The organism is Halorientalis litorea, assembly GCF_023028225.1.
Taxonomy (GTDB): Archaea; Halobacteriota; Halobacteria; order Halobacteriales; family Haloarculaceae; genus Halorientalis; species Halorientalis litorea.
Genome location: NZ_CP095482.1, coordinates 1,263,536 through 1,287,692 on the forward strand (window position 1 = coordinate 1,263,536; position 24,157 = coordinate 1,287,692).

General features: G+C 66.1%; 24 protein-coding genes and 2 pseudogenes. 9 read left to right on the forward strand and 17 right to left on the reverse strand.

The annotated features are described in order from the left end of the window. Positions 1–21 precede the first annotated feature (21 nt). Positions 22–1,866 carry an SLC13 family permease gene (locus tag MUG95_RS06750; protein ID WP_247010462.1) on the reverse strand — a complete coding sequence of 615 codons (1,845 nt, stop codon included), beginning with the start codon at positions 1,864–1,866 and terminating at the stop codon, positions 22–24. 271 nt (positions 1,867–2,137) lie between these two features. Here MUG95_RS06750 and MUG95_RS17030 point away from each other — a divergent pair. Next, a pseudogene (locus tag MUG95_RS17030) lies at positions 2,138–2,248 on the forward strand (hypothetical protein); the annotation flags it as partial. After that, a pseudogene (locus MUG95_RS17035) lies at positions 2,249–3,927 on the forward strand (L-aspartate oxidase). Here the strand turns inward: MUG95_RS17035 and MUG95_RS06765 are convergent. Beyond that, complete coding sequence (locus MUG95_RS06765) at positions 3,928–6,012, reverse strand: DEAD/DEAH box helicase (RefSeq protein ID WP_247010302.1); 2,085 nt, start codon at positions 6,010–6,012, stop codon at positions 3,928–3,930. It abuts the pseudogene before it with no gap. Between the two features lie 26 nt (positions 6,013–6,038). Next, positions 6,039–6,434 carry a cupin domain-containing protein gene (locus MUG95_RS06770; protein WP_247010303.1) on the reverse strand — a complete coding sequence of 132 codons (396 nt, stop codon included), beginning with the start codon at positions 6,432–6,434 and terminating at the stop codon, positions 6,039–6,041. Positions 6,435–6,521: 87 nt separating this feature from the next. Between MUG95_RS06770 and MUG95_RS06775 the strand changes: the two genes are divergently transcribed. Beyond that, a complete protein-coding gene (locus tag MUG95_RS06775) occupies positions 6,522–7,733 on the forward strand; it encodes a CBS domain-containing protein (RefSeq protein ID WP_247010304.1) in 1,212 nt (403 codons plus the stop codon). 211 nt (positions 7,734–7,944) lie between these two features. Here MUG95_RS06775 and MUG95_RS06780 read toward each other — a convergent pair whose 3' ends face one another. The 4 genes from MUG95_RS06780 to MUG95_RS06795 form a co-directional block, all read right to left on the reverse strand. Next, positions 7,945–8,697 (reverse strand): competence/damage-inducible protein A, encoded by a 753-nt coding sequence (locus tag MUG95_RS06780; RefSeq protein ID WP_247010305.1) that lies wholly within the window; start codon positions 8,695–8,697, stop codon positions 7,945–7,947. A 43-nt stretch (positions 8,698–8,740) separates the two neighbouring features. Continuing rightward, complete coding sequence (locus tag MUG95_RS06785) at positions 8,741–9,550, reverse strand: HNH endonuclease (protein WP_247010306.1); 810 nt, start codon at positions 9,548–9,550, stop codon at positions 8,741–8,743. 271 nt (positions 9,551–9,821) lie between these two features. Further along, a complete protein-coding gene (locus MUG95_RS06790; RefSeq protein WP_247010307.1) occupies positions 9,822–10,478 on the reverse strand; it encodes a 2-phosphosulfolactate phosphatase in 657 nt (218 codons plus the stop codon). Continuing rightward, on the reverse strand, positions 10,479–11,534 hold the full coding sequence (locus MUG95_RS06795) for a phosphotransferase family protein (protein ID WP_247010308.1): 1,056 nt from the start codon (positions 11,532–11,534) through the stop codon (positions 10,479–10,481). A 90-nt stretch (positions 11,535–11,624) separates the two neighbouring features. Here MUG95_RS06795 and MUG95_RS06800 point away from each other — a divergent pair, with 90 nt between their 5' ends. Both MUG95_RS06800 and MUG95_RS06805 read left to right on the forward strand, forming a co-directional pair. Next, positions 11,625–12,878, forward strand: coding sequence for an acyl-CoA dehydrogenase family protein (locus tag MUG95_RS06800; RefSeq protein ID WP_372608195.1), 1,254 nt, complete (start codon positions 11,625–11,627; stop codon positions 12,876–12,878). Between the two features lies 1 nt (position 12,879). Further along, the gene (locus MUG95_RS06805) at positions 12,880–13,653 is read left to right on the forward strand and encodes an SDR family NAD(P)-dependent oxidoreductase (protein WP_247010310.1); all 774 of its coding nucleotides are present in this window, start codon (positions 12,880–12,882) and stop codon (positions 13,651–13,653) included. A gap of 60 nt (positions 13,654–13,713) precedes the next feature. Here the strand turns inward: MUG95_RS06805 and MUG95_RS06810 are convergent, their stop codons facing one another. Next, the gene (locus tag MUG95_RS06810) at positions 13,714–15,180 is read right to left on the reverse strand and encodes a carotenoid oxygenase family protein (RefSeq protein WP_247010311.1); all 1,467 of its coding nucleotides are present in this window, start codon (positions 15,178–15,180) and stop codon (positions 13,714–13,716) included. A 257-nt stretch (positions 15,181–15,437) separates the two neighbouring features. Between MUG95_RS06810 and MUG95_RS06815 the strand changes: the two genes are divergently transcribed. Further along, the gene (locus tag MUG95_RS06815; protein ID WP_247010312.1) at positions 15,438–15,893 is read left to right on the forward strand and encodes a DUF5814 domain-containing protein; all 456 of its coding nucleotides are present in this window, start codon (positions 15,438–15,440) and stop codon (positions 15,891–15,893) included. Between the two features lie 23 nt (positions 15,894–15,916). On the opposite strand, the gene MUG95_RS06820 is transcribed toward MUG95_RS06815, so the two are convergent. The 6 genes from MUG95_RS06820 to MUG95_RS06845 all read right to left on the reverse strand — a co-directional run bounded on the left by MUG95_RS06820 (position 15,917) and on the right by MUG95_RS06845 (position 20,056). Beyond that, positions 15,917–16,123 carry a DUF8149 family protein gene (locus MUG95_RS06820; RefSeq protein ID WP_247010313.1) on the reverse strand — a complete coding sequence of 69 codons (207 nt, stop codon included), beginning with the start codon at positions 16,121–16,123 and terminating at the stop codon, positions 15,917–15,919. A 99-nt stretch (positions 16,124–16,222) separates the two neighbouring features. Beyond that, the gene (locus MUG95_RS06825; protein WP_247010314.1) at positions 16,223–16,420 is read right to left on the reverse strand and encodes a hypothetical protein; all 198 of its coding nucleotides are present in this window, start codon (positions 16,418–16,420) and stop codon (positions 16,223–16,225) included. Positions 16,421–16,486: 66 nt separating this feature from the next. Then, positions 16,487–16,927 (reverse strand): DUF8146 domain-containing protein, encoded by a 441-nt coding sequence (locus MUG95_RS06830; RefSeq protein ID WP_247010315.1) that lies wholly within the window; start codon positions 16,925–16,927, stop codon positions 16,487–16,489. Between the two features lie 114 nt (positions 16,928–17,041). After that, complete coding sequence (locus MUG95_RS06835) at positions 17,042–17,662, reverse strand: RPA family protein (protein ID WP_247010316.1); 621 nt, start codon at positions 17,660–17,662, stop codon at positions 17,042–17,044. Position 17,663: 1 nt separating this feature from the next. Then, a complete protein-coding gene (locus tag MUG95_RS06840; protein WP_247010317.1) occupies positions 17,664–18,596 on the reverse strand; it encodes a replication factor A in 933 nt (310 codons plus the stop codon). Between the two features lie 107 nt (positions 18,597–18,703). Next, positions 18,704–20,056: a twin-arginine translocation signal domain-containing protein gene (locus tag MUG95_RS06845; protein ID WP_247010318.1), complete on the reverse strand. Its 1,353-nt coding sequence runs from the start codon at positions 20,054–20,056 to the stop codon at positions 18,704–18,706. A gap of 103 nt (positions 20,057–20,159) precedes the next feature. On the opposite strand from MUG95_RS06845, the gene MUG95_RS06850 reads away from it, so the two are divergent. From MUG95_RS06850 to MUG95_RS06860, 3 genes are all read left to right on the forward strand, one after another. Continuing rightward, positions 20,160–20,447 (forward strand): DUF7091 family protein, encoded by a 288-nt coding sequence (locus tag MUG95_RS06850; protein ID WP_247010319.1) that lies wholly within the window; start codon positions 20,160–20,162, stop codon positions 20,445–20,447. A gap of 49 nt (positions 20,448–20,496) precedes the next feature. Further along, positions 20,497–21,555 (forward strand): mannose-1-phosphate guanylyltransferase, encoded by a 1,059-nt coding sequence (locus tag MUG95_RS06855; protein ID WP_247010320.1) that lies wholly within the window; start codon positions 20,497–20,499, stop codon positions 21,553–21,555. A gap of 94 nt (positions 21,556–21,649) precedes the next feature. After that, positions 21,650–22,105, forward strand: a complete 456-nt coding sequence (locus MUG95_RS06860; RefSeq protein WP_247010321.1) for a ferritin-like domain-containing protein — start codon at positions 21,650–21,652, stop codon at positions 22,103–22,105. Between the two features lie 6 nt (positions 22,106–22,111). Here the strand turns inward: MUG95_RS06860 and MUG95_RS06865 are convergent, their stop codons facing one another. The 3 genes from MUG95_RS06865 to MUG95_RS06875 form a co-directional block, all read right to left on the reverse strand. After that, a complete protein-coding gene (locus tag MUG95_RS06865; RefSeq protein ID WP_247010322.1) occupies positions 22,112–22,897 on the reverse strand; it encodes an SDR family oxidoreductase in 786 nt (261 codons plus the stop codon). Positions 22,898–22,940: 43 nt separating this feature from the next. Further along, positions 22,941–23,417, reverse strand: a complete 477-nt coding sequence (locus MUG95_RS06870) for a Tfx family DNA-binding protein (protein ID WP_247010323.1) — start codon at positions 23,415–23,417, stop codon at positions 22,941–22,943. A 145-nt stretch (positions 23,418–23,562) separates the two neighbouring features. Next, positions 23,563–24,033 (reverse strand): TRAM domain-containing protein, encoded by a 471-nt coding sequence (locus MUG95_RS06875; protein ID WP_247010324.1) that lies wholly within the window; start codon positions 24,031–24,033, stop codon positions 23,563–23,565. Positions 24,034–24,157: the final 124 nt, after the last annotated feature.

Here is a 24,157-nt window from a genome sequence, read left to right on the forward strand (position 1 = left end):
GGTGGGAAGTAAGCGTTTCGTCTACAGTCCCCAGAAGAACGCGATGCCGAGCGTCGTGACGACGGCGAAGAGGACCTGTAGCGGCCCACCGACGCGGATGTAGTCGGTGAAGCGGTACCCACCAGGCCCGTAGACGAAGAGGTTGGTCTGGTAGCCGACGGGCGTCATGAAGGCAGTCGAGGCGGCGAAGGTCACCGCGAGGACGAACGCGAATGCGTTCGCGCCGAGGTCCTGTGCGGTGGTCACGGCGACTGGTATCATCAACACCACGCTGGCGTTGTTGCTGATGACGTTGGTCAGGGTGGCCGTGACGACGTACATCAACCCGAGGACTGCGATGGGCGGGAGCGTCGTCGCGGTGGAGACGATGGCGTCGGCGATGAGGTCGGCCCCGCCGGTTCGCTCCATGGCGATGCCGAGCGGAATGACACCCGCGAGCAGGAAGATGACGTCCCACTGGACGGACTCGTACACTTCCGTCGGCTTGAGACACCCCGTCAGGACCATCGCCAGCGCGCCGGCGAGCGCGGACGTGACGATGGGCAACACGTCGACTGCCGCGAGACCGACGACACCGACGACGATGCCGAGTGCCACGGGAACCTTCGAGGTCCGGAAGTCGGGGCGGTCGACTTCCCCGGCGACGATGAAGTTGCGGTCCTGATAGAGGCGGTCGATGGTCTCGGGTGTCGCCTGCACGAGGAGCGTGTCACCTACCCGTAGACGCAGGCGGTCCATGCGCTCGCGGATGACCTCGTCGCCCCGGCGGAACGCGAGGACGGACGCGTCGAAACGCTGTCGGAAGTCCGGACCATCGAGCGTCTTGCCGGCGATAGTCGCCCCAGGTGCGACGACGATTTCCACGAGATTCTGGCGTTCGTTGGCCGCTTCGAGCGTCTCGTCGTCGACGGTCACGTCGGGCATGAGGTCGAACCCGTCGAGGTCACTCAGTTCGACGAGGGTGTCCCGGTCGGTCCGAAGCGCGAGGACATCGCCCGCCCGAATCGCCTTCGCGCCGAGCGGTTCGAGGAACACCTCGTCGTCCCGAATCAACTGGACGATATCCACGTCGAAGTCCGTCGTTGCGAGCGTCTCCCGGACGGTCTGGCCGACGACGGACGAATCCTCGCGGACGGCAACCTCCGTCAGGTACTCGCCCATCTCGAACTCTTCGGTCAGGTCCGACTCGGGTTTGATGCGCGGCGGCGTCAGCCACCGACCGACCGTCAGGAGGTACGCCGACCCGACCACCGTGACGATGGCCCCGAGTGCGGTGAACTCGAACATCGAGAACGACTGGCCGATGAGTCGGCCGGATATCTCCGAGGCGAGGATGTTGGTCGAGGTCCCGATGACGGTCAACATCCCGCCGAACATCGACGCGTACGAGAGCGGGAGGAGGAGTTTCGACGGCGACGTCTTGCCTTCGTGGGCGAGGTCGGTGACCATCGGGAGGAGAATCGCCACCGCCGCCGTGTTGTTTATGAACCCCGAGATGGGGCCGACGAATCCGATAGTCGCGCCCAACTGCTTGAGTTCGCTCTCGCGGGTGACGGTAGCGATTTTCGCCCCGACGACCTGGATGATGCCCGTCCGCTGGACGCCGGCACTCAGGACGAACATCGAGAGGACGGTAATCGTCGCCGCACTGGCGAACCCTGACAAGCCCTGTTCGACGGCCGTCGCGTCCCCGTCGCTGAGGACGACGACCCGTTCGGCGAGGAGGCCCACATCGGCGGCGAACGCCGAGAGCGGTTCGACCAACAGGAGCGTCACCATCACCCCGATAGCGGTGATGTCGATGGGAACGACTTCCGTGGCGAACAGCACGAGGGCGACGAGGATGAGCGTGAAAACTAGTGTCATCCCCGGCGTGACGGGTGGGAGAGACACGCACGCCATCTCAGTCCCTGCCGTAGAAAAACCATTGATTTCGGCAGCGACCAGCAGGAGCGTTTTGCCGGATAGTATCAAATATAATATATTTCATCGACATCGGATATATGCCAATACTATCTGAACGTTTATTCTCCGCTTCACGCCGATTTGAGGGCACGAAACCTCATTTTCCAGAACGCGTCTAGGTGTCCAGACCGTACGATAGTGTACGCAGTTCTCTCCGAAAATGAACACTATCATGCCCAGCCAGACAGTCCCGTCCGACGCACCGGCAGACGCGTACGAGGAGGTGTCGGTCCCGGTCCTCGTGGTCGGTGCCGGTGCCGCCGGTGCGCGGGCGGCTATCGCGCTGGCGGACCACGGTATCGAGCCGCTGGTCATCGGCAAGCGCGACCACGGCGACGCACACACGACGTGGCCGCCGGCGGCATCAACGCCGCCCTCGGAAGCCTCGACGACGAGGACTCGTGGGCGATACACGCCGCCGACACCCTCGACGAGGGTCACCTCGTCAACGACCCCGTCGCCGTCGAGACGGTGGCCAAGGCGATGCCGGACCGCATCCGCGAACTCGCGGCGTGGGGCACGCCCTTCGCCGAGACTGACGCGGGGGACATCGACCAGCGGTACTTCGGCGCGCAGTCGTTCCGGCGGACCTGTTTCGTCGGCGACCGCACCGGCGAGGCCATGCTGAACACTCTCGTCGAACAGGCACAGGAGCGGTCGATTCCCTACCGAGAGAACGTGATGGTCACGAAACTGCTCTCGGACGGAGGCCGGGTCTACGGTGCGGTCGGGTACGACATGGACGACGGGCACTCCGTTCTGTTCCGGACCGACCACGTCGTGCTCGCGGCCGGCGGGTTCTCGGCCCTGTGGTCCCGCCACTCCTCGCGCGAAGACGAGAACACCGGCGACGGCCCCGCGCTGGCGTACGACGCCGGTGCGGCCCTGATGGACACGGAGTTCGTCCAGTTCCACCCGACTGGGATGGTCGCCCGAGAGGAGTGGGACGAGAGTTGGAACGGTCGCTTGGTCACCGAGGCGGTCCGCGGCGAGGGCGGCCGACTCTACAACGCCGACGGCGAGCGGTTCATGGAGCGGTACTCGCCCGACCAGATGGAACTCGACGCCCGCGACGTTGTGGCCAGGGCCATCCGGTCGGAAATCGACGCCGGCCGCGGCACCGCGAACGGCGGTGTCCACCTCGACATCAGCCACCGTGACCGGGACTTCATCGAGGAGCGTCTGCCCCGGATGTACGAGCGGTTCATGACCCTCGGCGTCGACTTGGCCGAGGAACCCGTCGAGGTGGCTCCGACCGCACACTACACGATGGGCGGCGTCGACGTCGATTTCACCACTGGCGAGACGACAGTCGAGGGTCTCTACGCCGTCGGAGAGACGACGGCGGGCGTCCACGGCGCGAACCGACTGGGCGGCAACTCGCTGGCCGAGACGGTCGCACTCGGGAAGATAGTCGGCGACCACATCGCCACCCACTACGCACCACGGGCACCGACCGATATCCCCGAGCGGTGGCAGACGGCGGCCGCGGAACACTTCGCCACGCTCGACGCCCTCGTGAGTGCCGACGGCGACGTGCGCCCGGAAGAGCTAACGGCGGACCTCGGCGACTTGCTCACCGAACACGCGGGCATCAGCCGGGACGGCGAGTCGCTGGCCGCCGGCCGCGAGAAACTCGCGTCGCTCCGCGAGCGCGCACGCGACCTGCGGGTCGAGGGTGACCGCACGGGGCTCGATTTCGAGTACGCGCTCGATTTGGGCTTCATGTTCACCCTCGCGGAGGCGGTGCTCCGGTCGGCGGCCCACCGCACCGAGTCACGCGGTGCGCACTACCGGACGGACTACCCCGAAACTGACCCCGAGTGGCAGCGCAACGTCCTCGCCGTCGCCGACGACCACGACGAGATGACACTGGCCACACGGGAACCCGGCGACCCCTCTCCGGAGGTGCAGGCGGCACTGGACGATGGGTACGAACTCGACTACCACCACCTCGAATAGTCACTCGTCGTCGCGCAGTTCCATGTCGGCGACGATGTCGTAGGGGTCCCGTCCCTTCCGAATCCCGTCGAGCAACAGGAACGCCTCGTCCGGCGCGAGGAAGTGGCGCGTGACGGCGCGCCCGAGCGGCGTGGGTGACAGACCCTCGATGAACTCGTACTCGATGAGTTTGGCGAGTGCGTGTTTCGTGGGGACGGTCCCGACCATCCGGTCGTTGAGTCGTTTGGCGTGTTCGCCCGCGACGGTGACGTTCGCCAGCGTCTCCTCGACGGCGGACGCCCCGTCGTAGCGCGTGACCACCGGTTCCATCTCCCCTTTGAGGAGTTTGAACGCCACTTCGTCCTCGGACATCTCCATGCTGTTGTGGTACGCGCCGTCCGGTTCGACCAGCATGTACACCGTCCCCTCGTCGTGGTAGTCCGGCCGCCCCGCCCGGCCGAGCATCTGCTCGAACTCCTGGACCGTGAGCCACTCGATGCCCATCGCCAGCGAGTCGAAGATGACCTGCGAGGCGGGGAAGTCCACGCCCGCCGCCAACGCCGCCGTCGTGACGACGGCGGCCAGTTCCTGCTCGGCGAACTGCGACTCGACCATCTTCCGCCGCTTGTAATCTAGCCCGGCGTGATAGGGGGCGGCGGAGTACTGCAACCGACGGGATATCTCGTGACAGCGCCGCCGAGAGTTGGTGAAGATGATGGTCTGTCCGCGATACCCCTTCGAGGATTTCGTGTCGAACGCCCGCTTGACGAGTTTGTCCTCGATGTCGACCTTCTCGCGCCCGTCCGCGAACGTGACGTGACGCTCGATGGGGACCGGACGCTCCTCGAACTCGATGGTCTTTGCACCGAGTTTCTCCCCCAACTGTCCGGGGTTCCCGACTGTCGCCGAGAGGTAAATCCACTGGGTGTCCGACACCCGTTGCTCGCGGGCGTCGCCCGCTCGCTCGTTCCGGGCCGCTCTCGTCGTCCCGCGTTCACAGTAGTATTTCAGCCGCGAGATGAGGCCGTCGAGTCGGTGCCCGCGCTCGTCCTCGCCGAGCGTGTGTACCTCGTCGATGACGACCGTGCCGATGTCGCCGAGGTCCTTCCCCGTCCGCAGCGCGTGGTCGATTCCTTCGTAGGTCCCGACCACGATGTCGGCGTCGGCGTCGAAGCGGTTGCCGTCGTCGTTGATACGACTCGCCCCGACGCGGATGGTCACGTCGGCCACGTCGCCGTACCGTTCCTGAAAGCTCTCGTACTTCTGGTTCGCCAGTGCCACCAGCGGGACGAGAAAGAGCATCTTGCCCTCGCCGTTCAACACGCGGTTCAGCCCCGCCATCTCGCCGATGAGCGTCTTCCCCGTCGCCGTCGCACTCACGACGAGCTGGTCGGTACCGTCGAGGGCACCGTTCTCGACGGCCAGACTCTGGACGGGCAGGAGCGTGTCGAACCGGGATTCGAGTTTCGACTGGATGCCCGGGTGGAGCGAGAGAGAATCGACCGGCACGAGGTCCACGTCGTCGAGCGTCGCGCTGATTTCGTCGAACTTCGTCAGTTCGGGGTCGAGTTGCCCGGCCAGAAGGTTCGTGATACGGTCGAGGTCCTGTACGTCCAACAGCAGGTCTTCGAGTCGGTCCCGGGCGTTCGCGCTGAGGTCGCCCTGTAAGGCGAGTTCGCGGTCCAGTTGTGCGCGGGCGCAGTCGGGGCAGATGTGCTCGTCGTCGCTCTCGATTGCCGTCTCACTTGTCAGCGGCGAGTACCGCCCCTCGCCCGCACAGAGCCGGCACGTCCGGACGACTTTCGCGTCGAGTTGGTAGCCGTCGAGCATCGCTCGAAGCCGCTCGCGCCCGCTCCGCGAGGTCTGCTCGGAGATGCGGATGCGGTCGGCCCGGCGGGCGAGTTCGACGAACTGCTCGGGGTCACGCGGGTCCTCGCTGGTCCCCTCCTTGACACGGAACCGGCCGGGTCGGGGTCCCGCACTGGTCTCTTTGAGTTCGAGGACGGCCTGAAACAGTCGCTCACCGTCCCGTTGGACGACCACGCGGTAGTCGTCGCCGGACTCGTGGAGGAACAGCGTGTCCACCCGCGCAACCTGCTTTGACACGGGCCACGGTACGCGAGTGTCCTATTTCAGCGGTTCGCTTCCTCGTCGTCCAACAGTCGGATGTCGTCGTCGCCCGTCGGCACGGCACAGACGAACGCCCCCTCCTCGTCGCCGTCGTTGCGGTACCAGTGGACGACACCCGCGGGGATGAACAGCGAATCACCCGCGGAGACGGTGTGTTCCGCCCCGTCGACACCCACTGTGTACTCCCCGGCGAGGACGTACTGCTCGTGTTCGACCTCGTTGGTGTGTTTCGGAATCCCACCACCGGGGGCGAGCGTGAACCGACGGATTGCGAGGTTGGGCGCGCCGTGGGCCTCGTTTATCAGGACGCCCTTTTCGACGCCGTCGGCGGCGTCGACCGTCTCGTACTCGACGTCGTCGGCCCGTCGAATCAGCGGTTCCGGGTCAGTGTCTGCCATACGCGGCCGGTACGTCGTCGGTCGACATATGTTCGGTGGGCACGGACCGGTCACACTCGTTAAGGGCGGTGCGGGCGTAGGTCGGGTATGCGAAGCTTCCGAATCGGGAGTCTCGTGGGCATTCCCATCAAGTTGGATCTCACCTTTCTTCTCGTCCTGCCGCTGTTCGCGTGGATTATCAGTATCCAACTCGGCGAGTGGGTCTCCATCCTGAACGACACGCTCGGTGCCGCCATCCCCGCCGACGCCTTCGCAGCGTCCGGGTTAGCCCTCGCCATCGGTGCCGTGGCCGCCATCGGCCTGTTCGTCGGTGTCGTCCTCCACGAACTCGGCCACTCCGTCGTCGCCATGCGCTTTGGCTTCCCCATCGACTCCATCACCCTCTGGCTGTTCGGTGGCGTCGCCCAACTGACCGAGATGCCCGAAGACTGGAAACAGGAGTTGCTCATCGCCATCGCCGGTCCCATCGTCAGCATCGGCCTCGGCGTCGGCGCGTACGCCGCCTTCCTCGGCACGCCGGCGAGCCTCCCCATTGTGAAGTTCCTACTCGGCTACCTCGCGCTCATGAACCTCGCGCTGGCGGCGTTCAACATGCTCCCCGGCTTCCCGATGGACGGCGGCCGCGTCCTCCGGGCGTTGCTCGCCCGGTCGTTCCCCTACGCCAAGGCGACCCAGTGGGCCGCCGAAGTCGGGAAAGTCTTCGCCGTCCTGCTCGGCCTGTTCGGCCTGTTCGGGGGCGGCGGCATCTTCCTCGTCGCCATCGCCTTCTTCATCTACATCGGTGCCTCCAGCGAGGCCCAGCAGACGGTCATGCGGGCGGCGTTTCAGGGCGTCACCGTCGGCGACATCATGACCCCGGTCGAGGAAGTCCGGACCGTCTCCCCCGACACCACCGTCGGTGAACTGCTCGAACGGATGTTCCGCGAACGCCACACCGGCTACCCCGTCGTCCGCGACGGCGAGGTGGTCGGACTGGTCGCCCTCGACGACGCCCTCAGCGTCAACGACGTCGAACGCGACGCCTTCCGCGTCGACGAGGTGATGACCACCGACCTCCACACCATCGCCCCGGACGCCGACGCGATGGACGCCATGACCACCCTCCAGCAGGCGAGCGTCGGCCGCCTGCTCGTCATGGAGCGCGACGGCCGCGCCGGCGAGGAATCGCTCGCGGGCATCATCACCCGCTCGGACATCATGACCGCACTCAGCATCATCAAACAGAGCGGCGCGTACCGCGGCGAGAAACTCGCCGAGGACCGCGAGGAGTCGCTCACGTCGCATCCGGAACGCTTCTGAACCCACCTTTTTCCGCACCGGGTGACGCGCGGAGCGCGTCACCGCTCGCGCAAAAACGTCCCCAGAAATCGGAGATTTCTGGTGGGCTGCGCAAGAGCTTCGCTCTTGCGAACGTGGGTCAAAAAGGCCGGAGGCGAACCACTGGCTCGCGTCCGGATGCTGTACTGGTGTCTTCCGCGACCGCTCCGCCTCGCGGCCGCATCGCCTCAGCCTACTCCTCGCCTGCTCGTACGCGCTCTACGTCGTCGGGGTCGTCGCTGGCCCCGGCTTCGACCAGCAACCACTCCGTCGCGGCGTCGACTTCGGCAGGGTCCTCGCCGCTCACTTTCAGGCGATTGTGGCCCGCGTCCCGGTCCGGGTAACAGCCAACGCGCACGTCGAACTGTGACTGGGCGTCGGTCAGCGGGTCGATGAGGTTCGCCTCCGGGCGGTCCGTGTAGAGGTATCGTGCGGTGGTGTCGCCGTCGAACTCGTCCGCGACATCGGCGAACATCGTCTTCATCTCTCCCGGAATCCCCGGGAGGACGTACACGTTCTCGACCACACACCCCGGCGAGAGACCGCCACGGTTGAGAAGCGGACGTGCCCCCGCGGGAATCGTCGCCTCCGCAGTCACGTCCACATCGATGTCCGGATAGTCCCCCGCGATAGCGTCCAGCGTCTCCTCCACGTCGGCCCGCGCCAGTTCGTCGACCGCGAGTTCGCGGTCGAACGCCGCCGCGACGGCCGCCATCGTGATATCGTCCGGCGTCCCACCGAGGCCGCCGGTGACGATGACCGCGTCGTAGGTGTCGCTGTACGCCCGAACGTTCTCCGTGATGGCCGCCATCTCGTCCGGTACCACGAGGACACGCGCGACGGTCACACCACTGTCGGCCAGTTCGCCAGCGAGCCACGTCGCGTTCGTGTTCGCCGTGTCCCCCGCCAACAGTTCGTCGCCGACAGTCACGAGTGCGACCTGCATCTGTCCGTGAGAGGGGTTCGACGTAATTAGGGGTTTTCCCGCGTCACGCGCTGACTGATTCGCGGAGCGCGGACTTCGGAATCGTCCCGAAGTCCGCCTTCCGGTGACAGTCGATACACAGCGAGACGACGTTCCCCAGTTCGTGTGCGTCCGTCCGGTCGCACTCGTCGGACTGCTCGAACGCACGAACCGGTACGATGTGGTGAACGTCCGGATTCCGCCCGATCTCCGCCTTCGACTTCCCACAGACCGCACACTCGTAGTCGTCGCGTTCGAGTGCCTGTCGGCGCACGCGATTCCAGCCCTTGCCGTACGGACCCGTATCTCCGCCCTTCCAGTTGGGGTGCCCATCACCCGTGAAAGCGTCCGAGAGCCACTCTGCTTGACAATCCGAGCCACAGAACGTCACTTCACCTGCCACTTCGCTCGGATGCCGTTCTACAGTATCACCGCATGAATGACAGGGAACATATATTTTTCCGCCCGCCCACCGCGGGTTCGCTTCGCCCTCCAAGGACGGGCGTGGCCGCCACGATTCGTCCTCGACACACTCGGCGCAGTACAGGCCGTCCTTCTCAGAGGGGTAGTACTCGAACTCGTCGCCACAGATGTCACACGCCGTCGTCTCCTTCCCGCCCCGGTAGTTCGGGTTGTCCGCTCCCGTGTAGGATACCGACGCATCGTGGCAGTCCTCTGAACAGTAGGCCCGTGCCGACTCGCTGTAGAACCGCTCCTCGCAGCGGTCGCACTCCCTGTTTGGCAACCGTTCGTCGTGGACCGAACTATGGTGGACACCGAGACCCCGGCGGGTCTCGAACGACCGAGTACAAGTCGGACAGTGGTGTGCTACCATCAGTATTCGTTTCGTTCAGTAGTAAAATAAATACTAGCCTCGCGCGGACAAAATGAAATCGATTCGGCTCATCACGCCCATTATTATAATAAAACAGACAAGTCCGGACGTGGGAATCGAACCCACTTCACAGCCACCACAAGGCTGTAGGATACCAATACCCCAGTCCGGACACACTGAGCACGTGTAAATAGCCCCCCTGCACCTGAAATACGTTACGACTCCGTGAACGCGACGGGAGAAGGTGACACACCCCGGACGGACTCACAGCCTACGCGACGAAGACGCCGTCACGTAGTCGCGGCACCACGTCGCTCTCGTTGAACTGAAGGAGTGCGTTCACGTCGTCGCCCAGTCCCAGTTCCCGCAGCCACCCGGCCGTCCCGCTCTCCTCGACAGTCGCCGCCAGCGACGCCGCGGCGTCCGTCGTCAGCCTGTCCTCGTAACACCGCCGGACGAGTTCGACGCCAGCCGAGTCCTCGGGAGTTGGGTCGCCACCCCGGCCGGCGGCGACCAGCCACGTCTCCCGGTCTCTCTCGGCGAGTGTCGACGCGACGGCGGCGGCGTTGACCGTGCTCCCGACGAAGATGGTCCCGTCGTGACCGATACGCTCGAACGCGCGCGTCCCGTTCGAGGTGAGAATGCCGACCGGTCGGTCCGTGATGTCCTCGGGGAGCAACGACGGCAGCGGCGAGGCGTCGAACCCCTCGACGGGCGCGCCGCCCTGTTCGCCGACCAGTAACGCGTCCGTCTCGGCCCCGAACGAACGGGCGGCCTCGGGGTCCGCGAACGGGCGGACGTAGGCCGCACCGGCTTCGAGCAGGCGGACGATGCTGGTCGAGGAGATGATGACGTCGACCACCACGAAGTCGGCATCCGGTACCGGGTCGGGGACATCCTCCAAGCGGTCGACGGTGTGGAGCGGCATCTACAGCGGCCGGTCGCCCTCGATGATTTCGACGGCGTGGTCGGCCATCGTCGGGACGCCGTCCTCCATCATCTGATAGAGCGTGTTGTCCGAGTTGCCCATCAGGTAACGGGCGAAGAACATCTCGCCCAACGCGGCCATCTTGTACACCGCGAGCACCCGGTAGAAGCGTTGGTTCTCGACGGTGACGCCCGTCTGCTCCTCGTAGCGGTCGACCAGTTCGCCGCGGGTGAGGTAGTCCTCGTGCGTGGTGAACGAGGGGGCCATCGTCTGCATCAGCGTCGTCAGGTCGTCCTCCGGGTCGAGCCAGAAGAAGAGCAACCACCCCAAGTCACAGAGCGGGTCCCCGAGCGTGGACATCTCCCAGTCCAACACCCCCGCGATTTCGGGCGGCGTCCCCGGCGCGAAGATGACGTTGTCGAGTTTGTAGTCGCCGTGGACCAGCGTGTGCGCCGGGTCCTCGGGGACGTTCTCGGCCAACCAGTCACCGATACGCTCGATTTCGGGCACCTCGCGCTCGCTGGTCGTCTCCTCGAAGGCCCACTCGAACTGCTCGGTCCAGCGGTCGACCTGCCGCTCGGTGAACCCCTCTGGGGTGCCGAAGTCGCCCAGCCCCACGGCCTCGTAGTCGACGGTGTGGATGGCCGCGAGCGTGTCCACCATCTCCTCGCCGATGCCGCGCCGTGCATCGGCGTCGCCGAACCGGTCGAGTTCGGAGAACCGCATCACGTCGCCGTCCAACCGCTCCATCACGTAGAACGGACACCCCATCACGCCGTCCTCGCTGGCGGCGACGGTCCGCGGCACGGGCACGTCACCCGCCTGTAGGGCGTCGACGACGCGGTACTCTCTGAGCACGTCGTGAGCCGTGTCGGCCGTCTCGCCCGGCGGCGGCCGCCGGACGACCAACTGCTGGTCCCCCCACGTGACGAACAGCGTCTCGTTCGAGAACCCCTGTTCGTGTCGCTCTACGTCGAACTCGTCTACCCCCCCGAGTCGCTCCGCGAGGAACGTCCGCAGATTCCCGCGGTCGACGAGGTCGTCTGCGTCTGCCATTGGAAGGTTGTTCCGAGAGGCAATTTAAAGATGTTACTGAAAGAATGCAGTATAATTAACTCATCTGGTCGTTGAACTAAGCGCATGGATATCGGATACCAAGACTCGGAGCGCGCACAGGAAGTCGCGGAGCGGACCCGTGCATTCGTCGACGAGGAGGTACTGCCGCGCGAGCGTGCGTTGTTCGGACAGCGTGACCACCGGAGCGACGCAGACCGGCAGGAAGAGGGGCGGGAACTGGTCGAGGAACTCCGGGAGATTGCCCGCGAGCGCGACGTGTTCGGCCCGCAGATTCCCGAGGAGTACGGCGGTCTCGGCCTCGATTTCGTGGACCTGCTCCCGGTGTTCGAGCAGGCCGGACGGTCCATCTTCGCCATGGGCGCGATGCACGTCGCCGCCCCCGACGAGGGGAACATGGAAATCCTCGAACACGCCGGCACCGAGGCACAGAAAGCGGAGTACCTCCGGCCGTTGGCCAACTGCGACATCTCGTCGGGGTTCTCGATGACCGAACCGATGGACGGCTGTGGGTCCGACGCAAAGCAGATACGGACCAGTGCCGAGAAGGACGGCGACGAGTGGGTCATCGACGGCCACAAGTGGTGGACCACGCACGGCCAGACCGGCGAACCCGACTTCCTCATCGTCGTCGCCCGGACCAACGAGGAGGTCCACCCCTACGTCGGCACCTCGGCGTTCATCGTGCCCGCCGACGCCGACGGCGTCGAGTTCGTCCGGGACATCCCGCACATGGGCGAGTCCGGGATGGGACACTCGGAGGTGAAGTATCACGGCGTCCGCGTCCCCGAGGAGAACCTGCTGGGTCCGGAGGACGGCGGACTGGCCGTCGCCCAGCAACGCCTCGGGAAGGCCCGGCTGACCCACTGTATGCGATTTATGGGCATGGCCGACCGGTCGCTGGACGTGGCCAAGGCCTACATGGACGAGCGGTCGGCCTACGGCGACACGCTGAGCGAGAAGCAGTCGCTCCGGTTCGACATCGCCGACGCGCACATGCGTCTCCACGCCGCTCGGACGATGGTCCGCCACGCCGCTCGGCAGATAGCCGAGACAGGGAGTGCGGACACCGAGGTGTCGATGTCCAAGGTGTTCGCCGCCGAGACAGTCCAGGACATCGTCGACACGTGCGTGCAGGTGTGTGGCGGCAACGGTATCGGTAAGGACCTGCCGCTGGCCGACTTCTACGAGAACGTCCGCTGTTTCCGCATCATCGACGGGGCCGACGAGGCGCACATGCGTTCCATCGCCAAGCGCGCCTTCGACGACGACGAACTCGAACCCGAAGAAATCGAGTACGTCACGCGGTTCGACGGGGGCGAGTGAGATGGGGGTCCTCGACCGCTTCCGACTGGACGACGACGTGGTGCTCGTCACCGGCGCGGCGTCGGGCATCGGGAAGGGCTACGCCGAGGCGTGTGCCGACGTGGGCGCGCGGTTGGCCCTCGCCGACATCGACGAGGAAGGCGTCGAGACGGTCGCTGCCGACCTCGACGCCGAGACGCTCGCGCTGACGGTGGACGTGTCCGAACACGAGCAGGTCGAAGCGATGGTCGAAGAGACGGTCGACCACTTCGGCCGCCTCAACGCCGCCTTCGCCAACGCCGGCATCGGCCGCCTGAGTCTGCCGACCGACGACTACCCCGTCGAGGAGTGGGACGAGGTGATGGACGTGAACCTCGATGGCGTCTTCTACACCGTCCGGGAGGCCGCACGGGCGATGGACGACGGCGGGTCCATCGTCACCACCGCCTCCGTCCTGAGTAGCGTCGCCTCCGACTTCCCCGGCGTCGCCGCCTACGTCGCCTCGAAGGGCGGGGTCGCACAGCTGACCAAGCAGGCCGCCGCCGACCTCGGTGAGCAGGGCATCCGCGTCAACGCCATCGCCCCCGGGTGGACCCACACGGGCATCGGCGGCGGCGCGTTCCGCAAGGACTCCGGGATGGACGCCATGCACGAGCAGATGGCCGAGGAGACAGTACTCGGTCGTCTCGGCGAACCGGACGACCTGAAGGGCATCGCCGTCTTCCTCGCCAGTGACGCCTCGTCGTACTGCACGGGGAGCGTCTTCACCGTGGACGGCGGCTGGACGACGACCTGAATTGGGGCAGGGTAGCCGCCCACGGACGAAACAGGGGGCGAGTCGTGTTGGGGAGGTCGGTCACGACGGTGCCCTGATTTCGGGGAAGTACCGCCCGTGGAAGGCGAAGGGAAGCGCGTGCGGCAACGTCACTCGGGCCCGTTCGGTGAGGTCCGCACCGTCGAGGACGACCAATCGTGAACGGTCGGCGGCGGCGTCGAGTGCGACGGTCACGACGGCACCGTCGTCCTCGGCGTCGCCCTCGGGATTCGGGACGAAAATCGGTTCGCCGAAGTAGTCACCGCCGGCGTCGGCCTCGGTCACGTCGCCGGTTTCGGTGTCGTATTTCACCACGCCACGCGCCCACTCGGTCACTGGTTGGGGCATGTCCATCGCGTAGACGTAGCGATGCTCACGGCACCAGCGGGCCGGCGACACGGTCGGAAGGGCCGTGCCGCTGTCGTGTAGCACCTCGCGCGTGACGGTCACGTCCTCGGCGTCGTACCGACCGTGACCGGTCGGGTCACCGAGGTCCACGGTGAAGCGTTCGAGTCTGCCGGCGATGGCACCCATCTCCCCGTCGCGGAGGCTGTCGAGATACAGCGAGTCGATTGTCGTCGCGTCCGGGACTGTTTCGAGGTCGAACACGATTTCGGTGCCGCCCGCCCGCTCGAAAGCGTTGACGTGGTGGAACCCGAACACCGGGTCGGTCGTCGGTGCCGCGACGACCGTGCCACTCGTGCGGTCCAACACGACGACCCGTGTGCCCCTGTCGGGTTCCCACTCGAACTGCTCGATGAACGGGGCTTGACGCCCGGGTTTCAGGAAGCGGAGCGGGTCGACCCGCAGCGGGAATTCGGTCAACACAACGTACCGTGGCGTGAGCGCGAAACTGTGCATGTAGGCGGGTTCGTCCGTCGGAACGCTGCCGACGTGCTCGCGTGTCCCCGGTTCGGGGATGGTGTAAACGTGGTACTGGCTCGTCCGACCGAACTCGGTGTCGACGTTCACGAGCGTGCCCGTCGTCGGGTCCCGCTTCAGGTGCGCACAGGAGAGCTGTCCCGACGGGGCGTCGCCGTCGTACTCGACGTGCCCCCGCAGGTCGAGGCTGTCGGGGTCGAGGGCGACCCATCGCGGCGACTCCGTGAGCGCGACGTAGCTGTCTCCGACCCGCTCGACGACGATGTTCGTGTTGTCGTAGGGGTCGGTGAGGAACGTGGCCAACCGCGAGCGCAGTGTCGTCTCGCCGGTCGCGAACCCACCCTCGAACTCGCCCACGCGGGCGGCTTCGTAGGCGTCCGTCCGGAGGAACTGGTTCCGGTAGTGGACTGCAGAGTCACCGTCAGCGTCCGCGGGGTCGAACGTGAACCGAGACACCATCGCCAGCCCGTCGAACCAGTGGTCGACGGCACTCCCGTCTGGGAACGAGAAAGCTCCGGGGCCGTTCCGAAGCAGACTTCCGGTCAGCCACCTAGGGAGGTCGCCTGTAACCGGGAGCGTGGCCGATGTCTCCTCGTGCAACGAGTGAAATCCCGGATGCGTACTCATCACCCGATAGTAGGCTGCGAGGGACTAATCGCTGTGGGGTGTGACAGCGACGCACGAACGCTGTGAGCGACGAGTTTCTGGCCCCAGTGTCTGTGAGTCTTCCAACTGGCCAATGCCCATCGCCTTCTCGGGGCCGGTCAGCGTGCTATCGTCGGTCTCAAAGTATGCGTACTCGCGGTTTCGGCGTTTGCGAACCACACGTCGTCGAGGCCGGTTCCGAGAGTCTTTTGCGCCGCGACGGTCAAGTAGGGGTACGCGTGGCCATCACGGACAAGATATACGTCAAGAACCACCAGCAACTCGCCTCCCAGCTGGAGACGTCGATTCCGAAGGGGGCGTTCAGCGGCGCGACCCTCGATTTACTCTTTCAGGGCGAGGGGCTGGCGAAACTGGACGACGCGACCCGTGACCGCGTACTCGACTTCGCCGAGGACTTTCTGGACTGCGATTGCCAAGCGAGCCCCCACTGTGGCCACCCCGAGGAGAAGTTCGTCCACTACCTGCTCGACCTGCGCGCACAGGGCCTCGGCCCCGACGCCATCGTCGACGTGATGGGCGACGACTACATGCTCTATGCCTACCCCGGCGACATCCTGTCCTTTCTCGACCAGTCGGTTCGAACCCTCGAAGCGGTCGAGACGCTCGCGGACGTGGACGGGGACGAGGAGATGGCCCGACGCGCGGGCGAACGGCGGCGTGACCTCGTGCGGTAACGCCGCGACCCGTCACCGCACCGTCACTCGCCGTCGAGCAGGCCCAAGTCGTCGGCCACGATGTCCGCCAACTGGTCGGCGATATCGGGGTCGACCTCCGCGACATCCTCGCCGTCGTGGAGTTGGGCGTTGTGCCGGTCGATGGCTTGGCCCACCTCGTCCAACGGGATACGCGTCGTCGTCCCGCAGTCCTCACAGAAGACCGGTACGGAAGGTTCCTCGTCGCTCATAACTCGTCGTTACGGGCGACGGTGATAACCGGGTCGGTTTCGTGACCCGATACAGTCGGGCGAGCGGTGACCCGAAGAGAGATGGCACGACAGCGGTCGTCAGGAGTCGTCCCCGTCGGCCGTGGGCGGTTCGGCGGAACGAGCGGCCGAGACGAGACTCCCGAGGATACCGAGGACAGCGACGGCCAACCCAGCCGCGACCCACGGGTCACCGGAACCGTAGCCAGAGGCCTCTATCTGAACTGCCATGAGCATGAGAACGACGCTGAACAGGAGGACATCCGTCGACAGGGACATACGCCGCAGGTGACTGCGGAGCGGTAGTGTATATTTCGGTCCCCGACGCCAGGGCAGGGAGAACGGTTAGACCGACTCGTCGAAACTGCTGCCGATGCGGTAGGAGGGTTCCTCGTCCTCGTCCTCGCCGCCGTCGAGGTCCTCCAGTTGGATGACCTCCTCGCCGTCCTCGTGTTCGTCTATCTGCTGGCGGAGTTTCGTCACGTAGCGTTTGTGTTCCTCGAGTTGCTCGCGGAGGTGTTCGGCTTCGAGTTCCAACCGCTCGTGTTCGCGGACGAAACTCTTGGGCACCTCGACTTTCGGCGGGAAACTCGTGTCGTCGCTCGTGTTCTCGGAGACTTCGTGTTCCGGGACGACCTCGACCTGGCCGTCGTGGGCAACGAGCAGGTCCACGTAGTCACGGAAGACTGCCGAGAGCGAGAGGTCCCGCTCCTCGGCGATTCCGCGGAGCGTCTCGAACTTCTCTTGGCTCACGCGGAACGAGATGGTTTTGTTTTTGTTGCCCATAGTGTCCCATAGTCGTCACTACACCTACTTGAAGCTTTGTCAGACGCTCCCACGTCCTGCGGTTCGGCTCCAGTTTTCAGCCAGTATCGGCCGGAAACTGTGGTCGTGAGGCCGTCAGATGTCGGCCTGTGCGTCCGGTTCGTCGGTGGATTCCAGACTCTCCAACGCCTCGACGACTGCCCGCCGGTAGTTCTCGATGGGCGAGTCGTACTGCTCGCGGGCCATCTCGACGTACTCGTCGACCGCACCGCCCTCGTCGCTCTCGGCGGCCTCGAAGGCGTTGAGACGCTCGATGGTCCGCTCCGCCGTCTCGACGACCCACCGGTCGCGGGTCGCCTCGTCGACCGTCGTGATGGACTCGGGCCGGACGGAGACGTTCACTTCGCCCTCGTCCGTCTCGTAGGTCCGCGGCTTGCCGACGACAGAGACGTACGCCGGAGGTTCGAGTTCCCGGAGCATGGAGGCGGCGTCCGGCTGGTACTGCCCGGCGTACATGAAGAAGGTGTCGCCGTTCGGGTCGACCAAGCGACCCTGCCAGTACTCACTGTCCTCGCCCACGTCCTCCGTCTCGGTGAGCGTCCCGACGATGAACACCCGGTTGGCCCGTTGTCCCGTCGGGAGCAACAGGTAGACCGGTGCCCGCTCGTCGTCCGATTCCTTGAACGTGTATCCGGCGTCGTTGAACTCGCTCGCGAACACGCGCCGGGCGACTTCTCGGGTAGGTACTGCGGCCATCTCAAATCGACCTCGCTTTGATGAGTGTCTCCTCTGCGTCCACCGGCCCGGACAGTTCCTCGACGTCGTCCGCGAGGACGTACCGCCTGAACGTCGGCCCCGTCACGCGGTAGTACCGACCCAGCGTCTCCTTTCGCATCTTGTCGGCGACGACGGTCGTATCGAGCGCGTCCATCGCCATCTCTTTGGCCTCTTCGAGCGTGATGCCGGTGAACTCCTCCGTGGCCTCGCGGTCGAAGATGACCTCGTGAACGTCCTCGCCGTCGTCGAGCACCCCCTTGATTCGGAGGTCGAACTCGCCTTCGGCCTCGCCGTGTTCCGAACACCGGCCGTTCTGGAGGACGCGTGTGCAGTCGTCTTCGGGACAGCGCTTGATGAGGCCGCTCCCGCTCTGGATGTCGACCAGCGCGCCCTCGACGGTGGCGTCGTCGTCGCCGACTTCGAGGTCCGCGTCCGACTCTTCGATGACTGTCGTCCGGTTCAGTTTCACGGAGAAGCGACCTTGGTACTCGTCGGTAACGACGTTCCGCAGGTCGTACACTGCACCCTCCTCCAACTCGGGGAGGTCCGACTTCGACCACTTGGTGAACTTGATGGTGCCCGTCTCGTCACCGAGGAGGCCGACCTGCGCGACGGCGTCGCTGTTCGGGTCCCAGAGTTCGACCACTTTCGCGGTCATGTCGACCCACTTCTCGGGGGCGTCCACGTCGGCGGCGTTCACGCGCTCGTTGCCGCCACCGCCGCCCAACTCGTCGCGTTCCATCCCCGCCTCGTCGAGGTACGTACTCGTGACGCTTCGCCGCGCCTCGTCGACGGGGACCTTGTATTCGGTGACCAGCGTCTCCAGTCGTTCCTGCACGTCCTCGACCGAGAGGTCCAACTGGTCGGAAAACTGCTCGTGTATCTCTTCCGCTTGGGTACGCAAATCTGTCATTGCTCTCACTGCCTCCGCGTCGTTTTCAATGGGAGGCAATCGAGGGTTCGTCGGCTTCGGACATAAACCCTCGCCCGGCGGGGTGGAAGTGAAAACCGCCGGACGGGTCAGGCGTCGGGACCGGAGAACTGGGCGAGCGTCGCGGCCGCGTTGCCGTCCTCGGACCGCCAGACCATACGAATGTCACAGTCGGGTTCGGCCCCGACGGTCACGCGGTCCCCGGCCGCCACGGCCGGGTCGCCGCCAATCTCGCCACTGGCGGTGCCTTGCCAGATGCCGGGACCGGTCATCTCCGCGTCGGCGGCATCGGCGAAGCCAGCACCTTCGACGGTGAGGGCACGCTGACGGACGTGGTCGCCGCCCTCGTGGGTAATGGTAACCGTCTCGGCGTCCCGGTCGTAGTCGAACCCGAACGCGACCTGTGGCGTGGTATCTTCCGCACCACCCGAACCGGACTGACCGACCGCCTCGTCGACGAGGGCGGTCAACTCGTCCACCGTCGCCTCGTAGGAGACGGTCACGCCCGTCCCGTCTTGGGTTACCTCCACGGCGTCGAGTTCGGCGGCGACGGCCTCGGGTGCGTCCTGTTCGACGACGGTCAGTCCGCCGTCGATGATGTCGGCGATGTCCTCGGCGTCCGACTCGGACCCGGCCGCGAGCGTCGTCTCGATACCGCGGGTGTCGCCGTCGGCGTACACGGACCCCGCGACGCTCTCGACGTTTCTGAAGACGCTCGTGTCGAACTGCCCCCCGGCCGATTCGGGGACCTCGTCTTCGGGGACGCCGCTGACGAACCGCACCGGTGCGGTCCGCGTCTCGGCGTACGCCGACTGGAGCGTCTCCGGGATGGCGTCTGCCTCGCCCGCCTCGACGTCGAGCGTGTCGGTCACGGCGTCTTCGGTGCCGACGACGTACCGCCCGTCGCCCAACACGCCGAGGTACGACCGATACTCCTCGTCTGGTTCGTACAGCGTGCCGTCGGCGTACGCCTCGTCGCTGTAGGACCCACCGTTCTCTTCGAGCGAGTCGACGACAGCCTCGGCCGACCAGTCGGCCTCGAACCGCGCCGCCGCGAACTCACCGTCGACCGGACTGTACTCGCCACCCCATCCGAAGAAGGGAGTGAGCGTCGACGCCCCTTCCGGGTCGAGGCCCGTCTCGTTCTCGAACTCGTCGAGAACAGCCTCGTAGTTCTCCGGCCCGTCGTAGTACTCGCGCTCGGCCTGCACGTCGAGGAAGGCGTTGACGAGGGCCGCCGTCGCGTCGTCGGTCCGGACCGCCTCGGCGTCGATGACTGCGGCGGCACCCGCGTCCGCCGGGAGGCTCTGGACACCACCCTCACTCTCACCGCCTCCGCCGCCGGTGAGGCCCGAACAGCCAGCGAGGCCGCCGAGGGCAGCAACCGCCGACACCCCGGCCCCAGTTCGCAGTACGTCGCGTCGCGTCAGGTCGTTCGACATACTCACGGTGGCGACACCCGGCGACCCTCAATGTTTCGATTTGGTGACGTTTCGAGAGGGTGACGGCGGTGTTTCTATGTGTACCCGCACCCTACGGGCAGACATGGACGACGGGCGTCTCCGGCGGTTCGTCCGAACGACGCTCCGGTCGGCGGGCCGACAGGTCGGCGAAGCACGACGGGCCTACAGCGACGCGAAGCGGAGTGCCCTCGCGGACCTGCCACAGGACGAACACGGGCGGGCGCGTCTCGTCTGCCGTCGCTACGCCGAACGACGGACCGTCTCGCTCGACGAGGAGGCCCGCCCCGACTGCTTCGACCCGGAGCATCAGGACTGTCGCGGGTGTGTCGAGGACATCCGGGACGGGCAGATAGAGACGTGGGAGCCGTGACCGACGGGTACCCGAGTAACCTTTTGCCGTCGGCGGCCGACTGACGGCCATGGACCGTCCGCTCGTCGCCGTCGTCCTCGCCGGTGGCACCGGCACGCGCCTCTACCCCGCGAGTCGGAGCGACCGCCCGAAACAGTTCCAGTCGTTCGGCCGAGACGCGTCGCTCCTGACTGCTACCGTCGAGCGCGCCGGATTCGCCGACGAGGTGTACGTCCTGACCCGCCCAGCCTTCGCCGACGGGGTGCGCGAGCACGCTCCCGAAGCCGCCGTCCTCACCGAACCAGAACCCAAGGACACCGGCCCAGCACTGACCTACGCCGCCCACCGCATCCGCGAGCAAGTCGGGGAGTGTGCCCTCGTCTGTCTGCCGAGTGACCACCACGTCGACGGCGACTTCGAGACGACGGCCCGGACCGCCGCCGAGGTAGCCGTCGAGACGGCGGGACTGGTCACCGTCGGCGTCGAACCGACCCGCGCCGCACCGGGCTACGGCTACATCGAACCCGGCGAGCGTCGCGAACCCGACCGATGGGGGGAGAGTGACGGCGCGAGCGGCGACGACAGGGCCGAGAGTTGGGCCGGCTACCACACCGTCGCGTCCTTCACCGAGAAACCGGACCCCGAGACGGCCGCCCGATACGTCGCCGAGGGCTACTACTGGAACGCTGGCATTTTCGCGTGGACGCCCGACGCGTTCCTCGCTGCCGCCCGCGACTCGCCGCTCGAACCGCTGGTCACGGCCCTCGACGACGACTCCCCCGACGCCGGGTTCGCGGCCGTCGAGTCGGTCAGCGTCGACTACGCCGTACTCGAAGACAACGACGAGACGTATCTCGTGCCGGCCACCTTCGCGTGGGACGACGTCGGGTCGTGGGACGCCTTCGAGCGCGTCCTCGACGCCGACGCGGCCGGCAACGTCGTCCTCGGCGACGCGTTGCTGGCCGACGCCGAGGACTGTGTGGTCGCCACCGACGGCCACGTCAGTCTGGTCGGCGTCTCCGACCTCGTGGTCGCGTCCTACGGCGACCGGACGCTCGTCGTCCCGAAAGGCGAGACACAGCGCGTGCGCGAGGTCGTAGAGCAGTTACGCGCGCAGGGTCGGTACTGAAACCGAGGACCGCAAGCCGGGGCTGACCCGGGAGTTGCCGGTTACTGAGAACCGACACAACCCATTTTTGGGTGCGTGGTGATTTACGAATGCCATGTCTTCTGACCGCGTCGTCGACCTGCTCCGGACGGCATACGCCGACGAGATAGAGACCGTGATGAACTACCAGACGAACGCCATCGTCCTCGACGGCGTCCGCGCCGAGGAGATAAAAGAGAGCCTTCGACAGGACATCCAAGAGGAGTTGACCCACGCCGAACAACTCGGGCAACGCCTGAAGCAACTCGACGCGCGTCCACCAGGGTCCGCCGAGTTCACTGCGCGACAGGACTCGCTCCAGCCGCCCGAGGATTCGACGGACGTGCTCGCCGTTGTCGAGGGCGTGCTCGACGCCGAGGAGGACGCCATCGCCACCTACCGCGACCTGATAGATGCGGCCGAGGAGGCAAGCGACCCCGTCACGGAGGACCTCGCCGTGACGATTCTCGCCGACGAGGAAGCGCACCGAACGGAGTTCCGCGGGTTCCAGACGGAGTACCGGAACGACTGACCGGGGTTAGCTCCGCAGACTCCCGCCGTCGATTGGGAGCGTCACGCCGTTGATGTAGCCGCTCGCTTCCGAGGAGAGAAACGCGACGGTTCGCCCGAGTTCAGCCGGATTTCCCATCCGTTCGAGCGGGATGCCCTCGCCCCACTGCTCGCGGCCCGCCTCGTAGCTGTCGAACTCGCCGCGCTCGACGGACTGCTCGATGAGGTCCTCGATGCGGGAGGTTTCCGTCGCCCCCGGCAGGACGGCGTTGACCCGCACGTCCGGCGCGAACTCGCGTGCCTGTGTCTTCATCAACCCCGTGACCGCCCGGCGCACGGAGTTCGAGAGGACGAGGCCGTCGATGACCTCCTGTACCGACCGCGACGTGATGTTGACGATGGTTCCCCCGCCGTCGGCCTGCAGGTGGTCGTGTGCGTACCGGGTCGTCCAGACGACGCTCATCACGAGCAGGTCGTACGCGTGATAGAAGTCCTCGTCGTCCATGTCGAGGAACGGGCCACTCCGAGGCCCGCCCGCGCTCGTCACCACGTGGTCGAGGCCGCCGAACTCGTCGACTGTCTCGTCCACGAACGCCTCCACGTCCGCGCGTTCGGTGATGTCGGCCTGTACCGTGAGTACGCCGCCGTCACCCGCCGCGTCGAGTTGCTCGCGTGCGTCGGCCAGTTTCTCCTCGCTCCGGCCACAGACCGCGACGTTTGCCCCTTCACGGGCGAGTTCCGTCGCGCTCGCCAGTCCGAGGCCGCTGCTCGCCGCCGTGACCAGTGCCGTGTTGCCGTCGAGTTCGAGGTCCATAGCCGACTACACGACACCCGGGATAAAAACGAGTCCGATGCACTCACTGCGGGTCGCTTCGGTGGCGAACCCGAACCTCGCCGTCGCTGGTGACGCCGACGAGCAGTCGCTGTTCGACCTGTCGGCCCACGACGGCGTCGCCCGCCTCGTCGCTGATGCGTTTCATCAGTTCAGGGGCCGTGTAGCTCACCTTCACCCCGACGTCGTCACACTCCTCGAACACCCGCTGTGGAACGTCGTAGAGGTCCGTCCCCGGGTCCACGGGGATACGGACGGGTGCCCGGAGCGCGTCCGCGAACGCCACCGTCTCGTGTGCCTTGGCGACGTTCTCGCGGGCACTCGCCTCGACGCTCGAGACGTTCGCCCGCGAGGTTCCCAACCGCTCCGCGATGTCAGCCTGCGCCATCCCGCGCTCGCGGAGCGCGAGTACTTCCGCTTGACGCCGAGTCAGCACGTTCTCGGCCGCGTCGAACCCGGCACGGTCCAGAATCTCGTCGGCGTCGATGTCCCCGTCTGTCATTGTTGCTCGCCGTGTTGCGGCACGTCTCGACTGCTAGCGCGCCCGGCGCGAAAAAACCCACCGCCTGCGCGTCCACAGGTCGGACCCGGACTGTCCACCGTGCGGGTCCTGCTGGTCCGTGTCCCTGTCACGGGCCGGAGCGACGTCACCCGCCCCAGAAGTTGTCCCTGCTTCCGAGTCGCGGGTCGTTCTCCGCATCCACCTCGTCAGCCTCGTCGTCCGCCTCCTCGTCCTCCGTGTCGGCTTCGTCGGCCTCGGTGTCGGCCCCCTCGGCCTCGTCTTCCATCGGCAACCGCTCTATCTCCTCGGCTTTCGCGTGGTTCGAGTGGACGCGGGTCACCTTCACCTTCGCGCGTGCCTCCGGGAGTACGCCGTCGACCATCACGATGAACCCGTCCTCGGTCCGCCCGACACCGGCCCCGCTCTCGTGGATGTCTTCGACGGTGACGACGAGTTCCTGCCCCCGCTGGACCGGCTGCTGTTTGAGGTCGCGGATGGGCTGGCTGTAGTGGCTACACCACTCGGCACCGCCGCGGTCACCGTAGTGCTGACAGCCCATGCCCTCGATTCGCTCGCTGAAACTGGGACAATCGTCCGCAAGTGGACAGTCCGGCATGCCCCGAGGTAGTCAGACCAAGGAGTAAACGCTTACGACCCACCTTTTTACTTCGTCGGGTCGCGCTCCGCGCGACCACTCCTCGCAAAAAGCTGGATCAAAAACCGCCGGACTCGACCGCCAG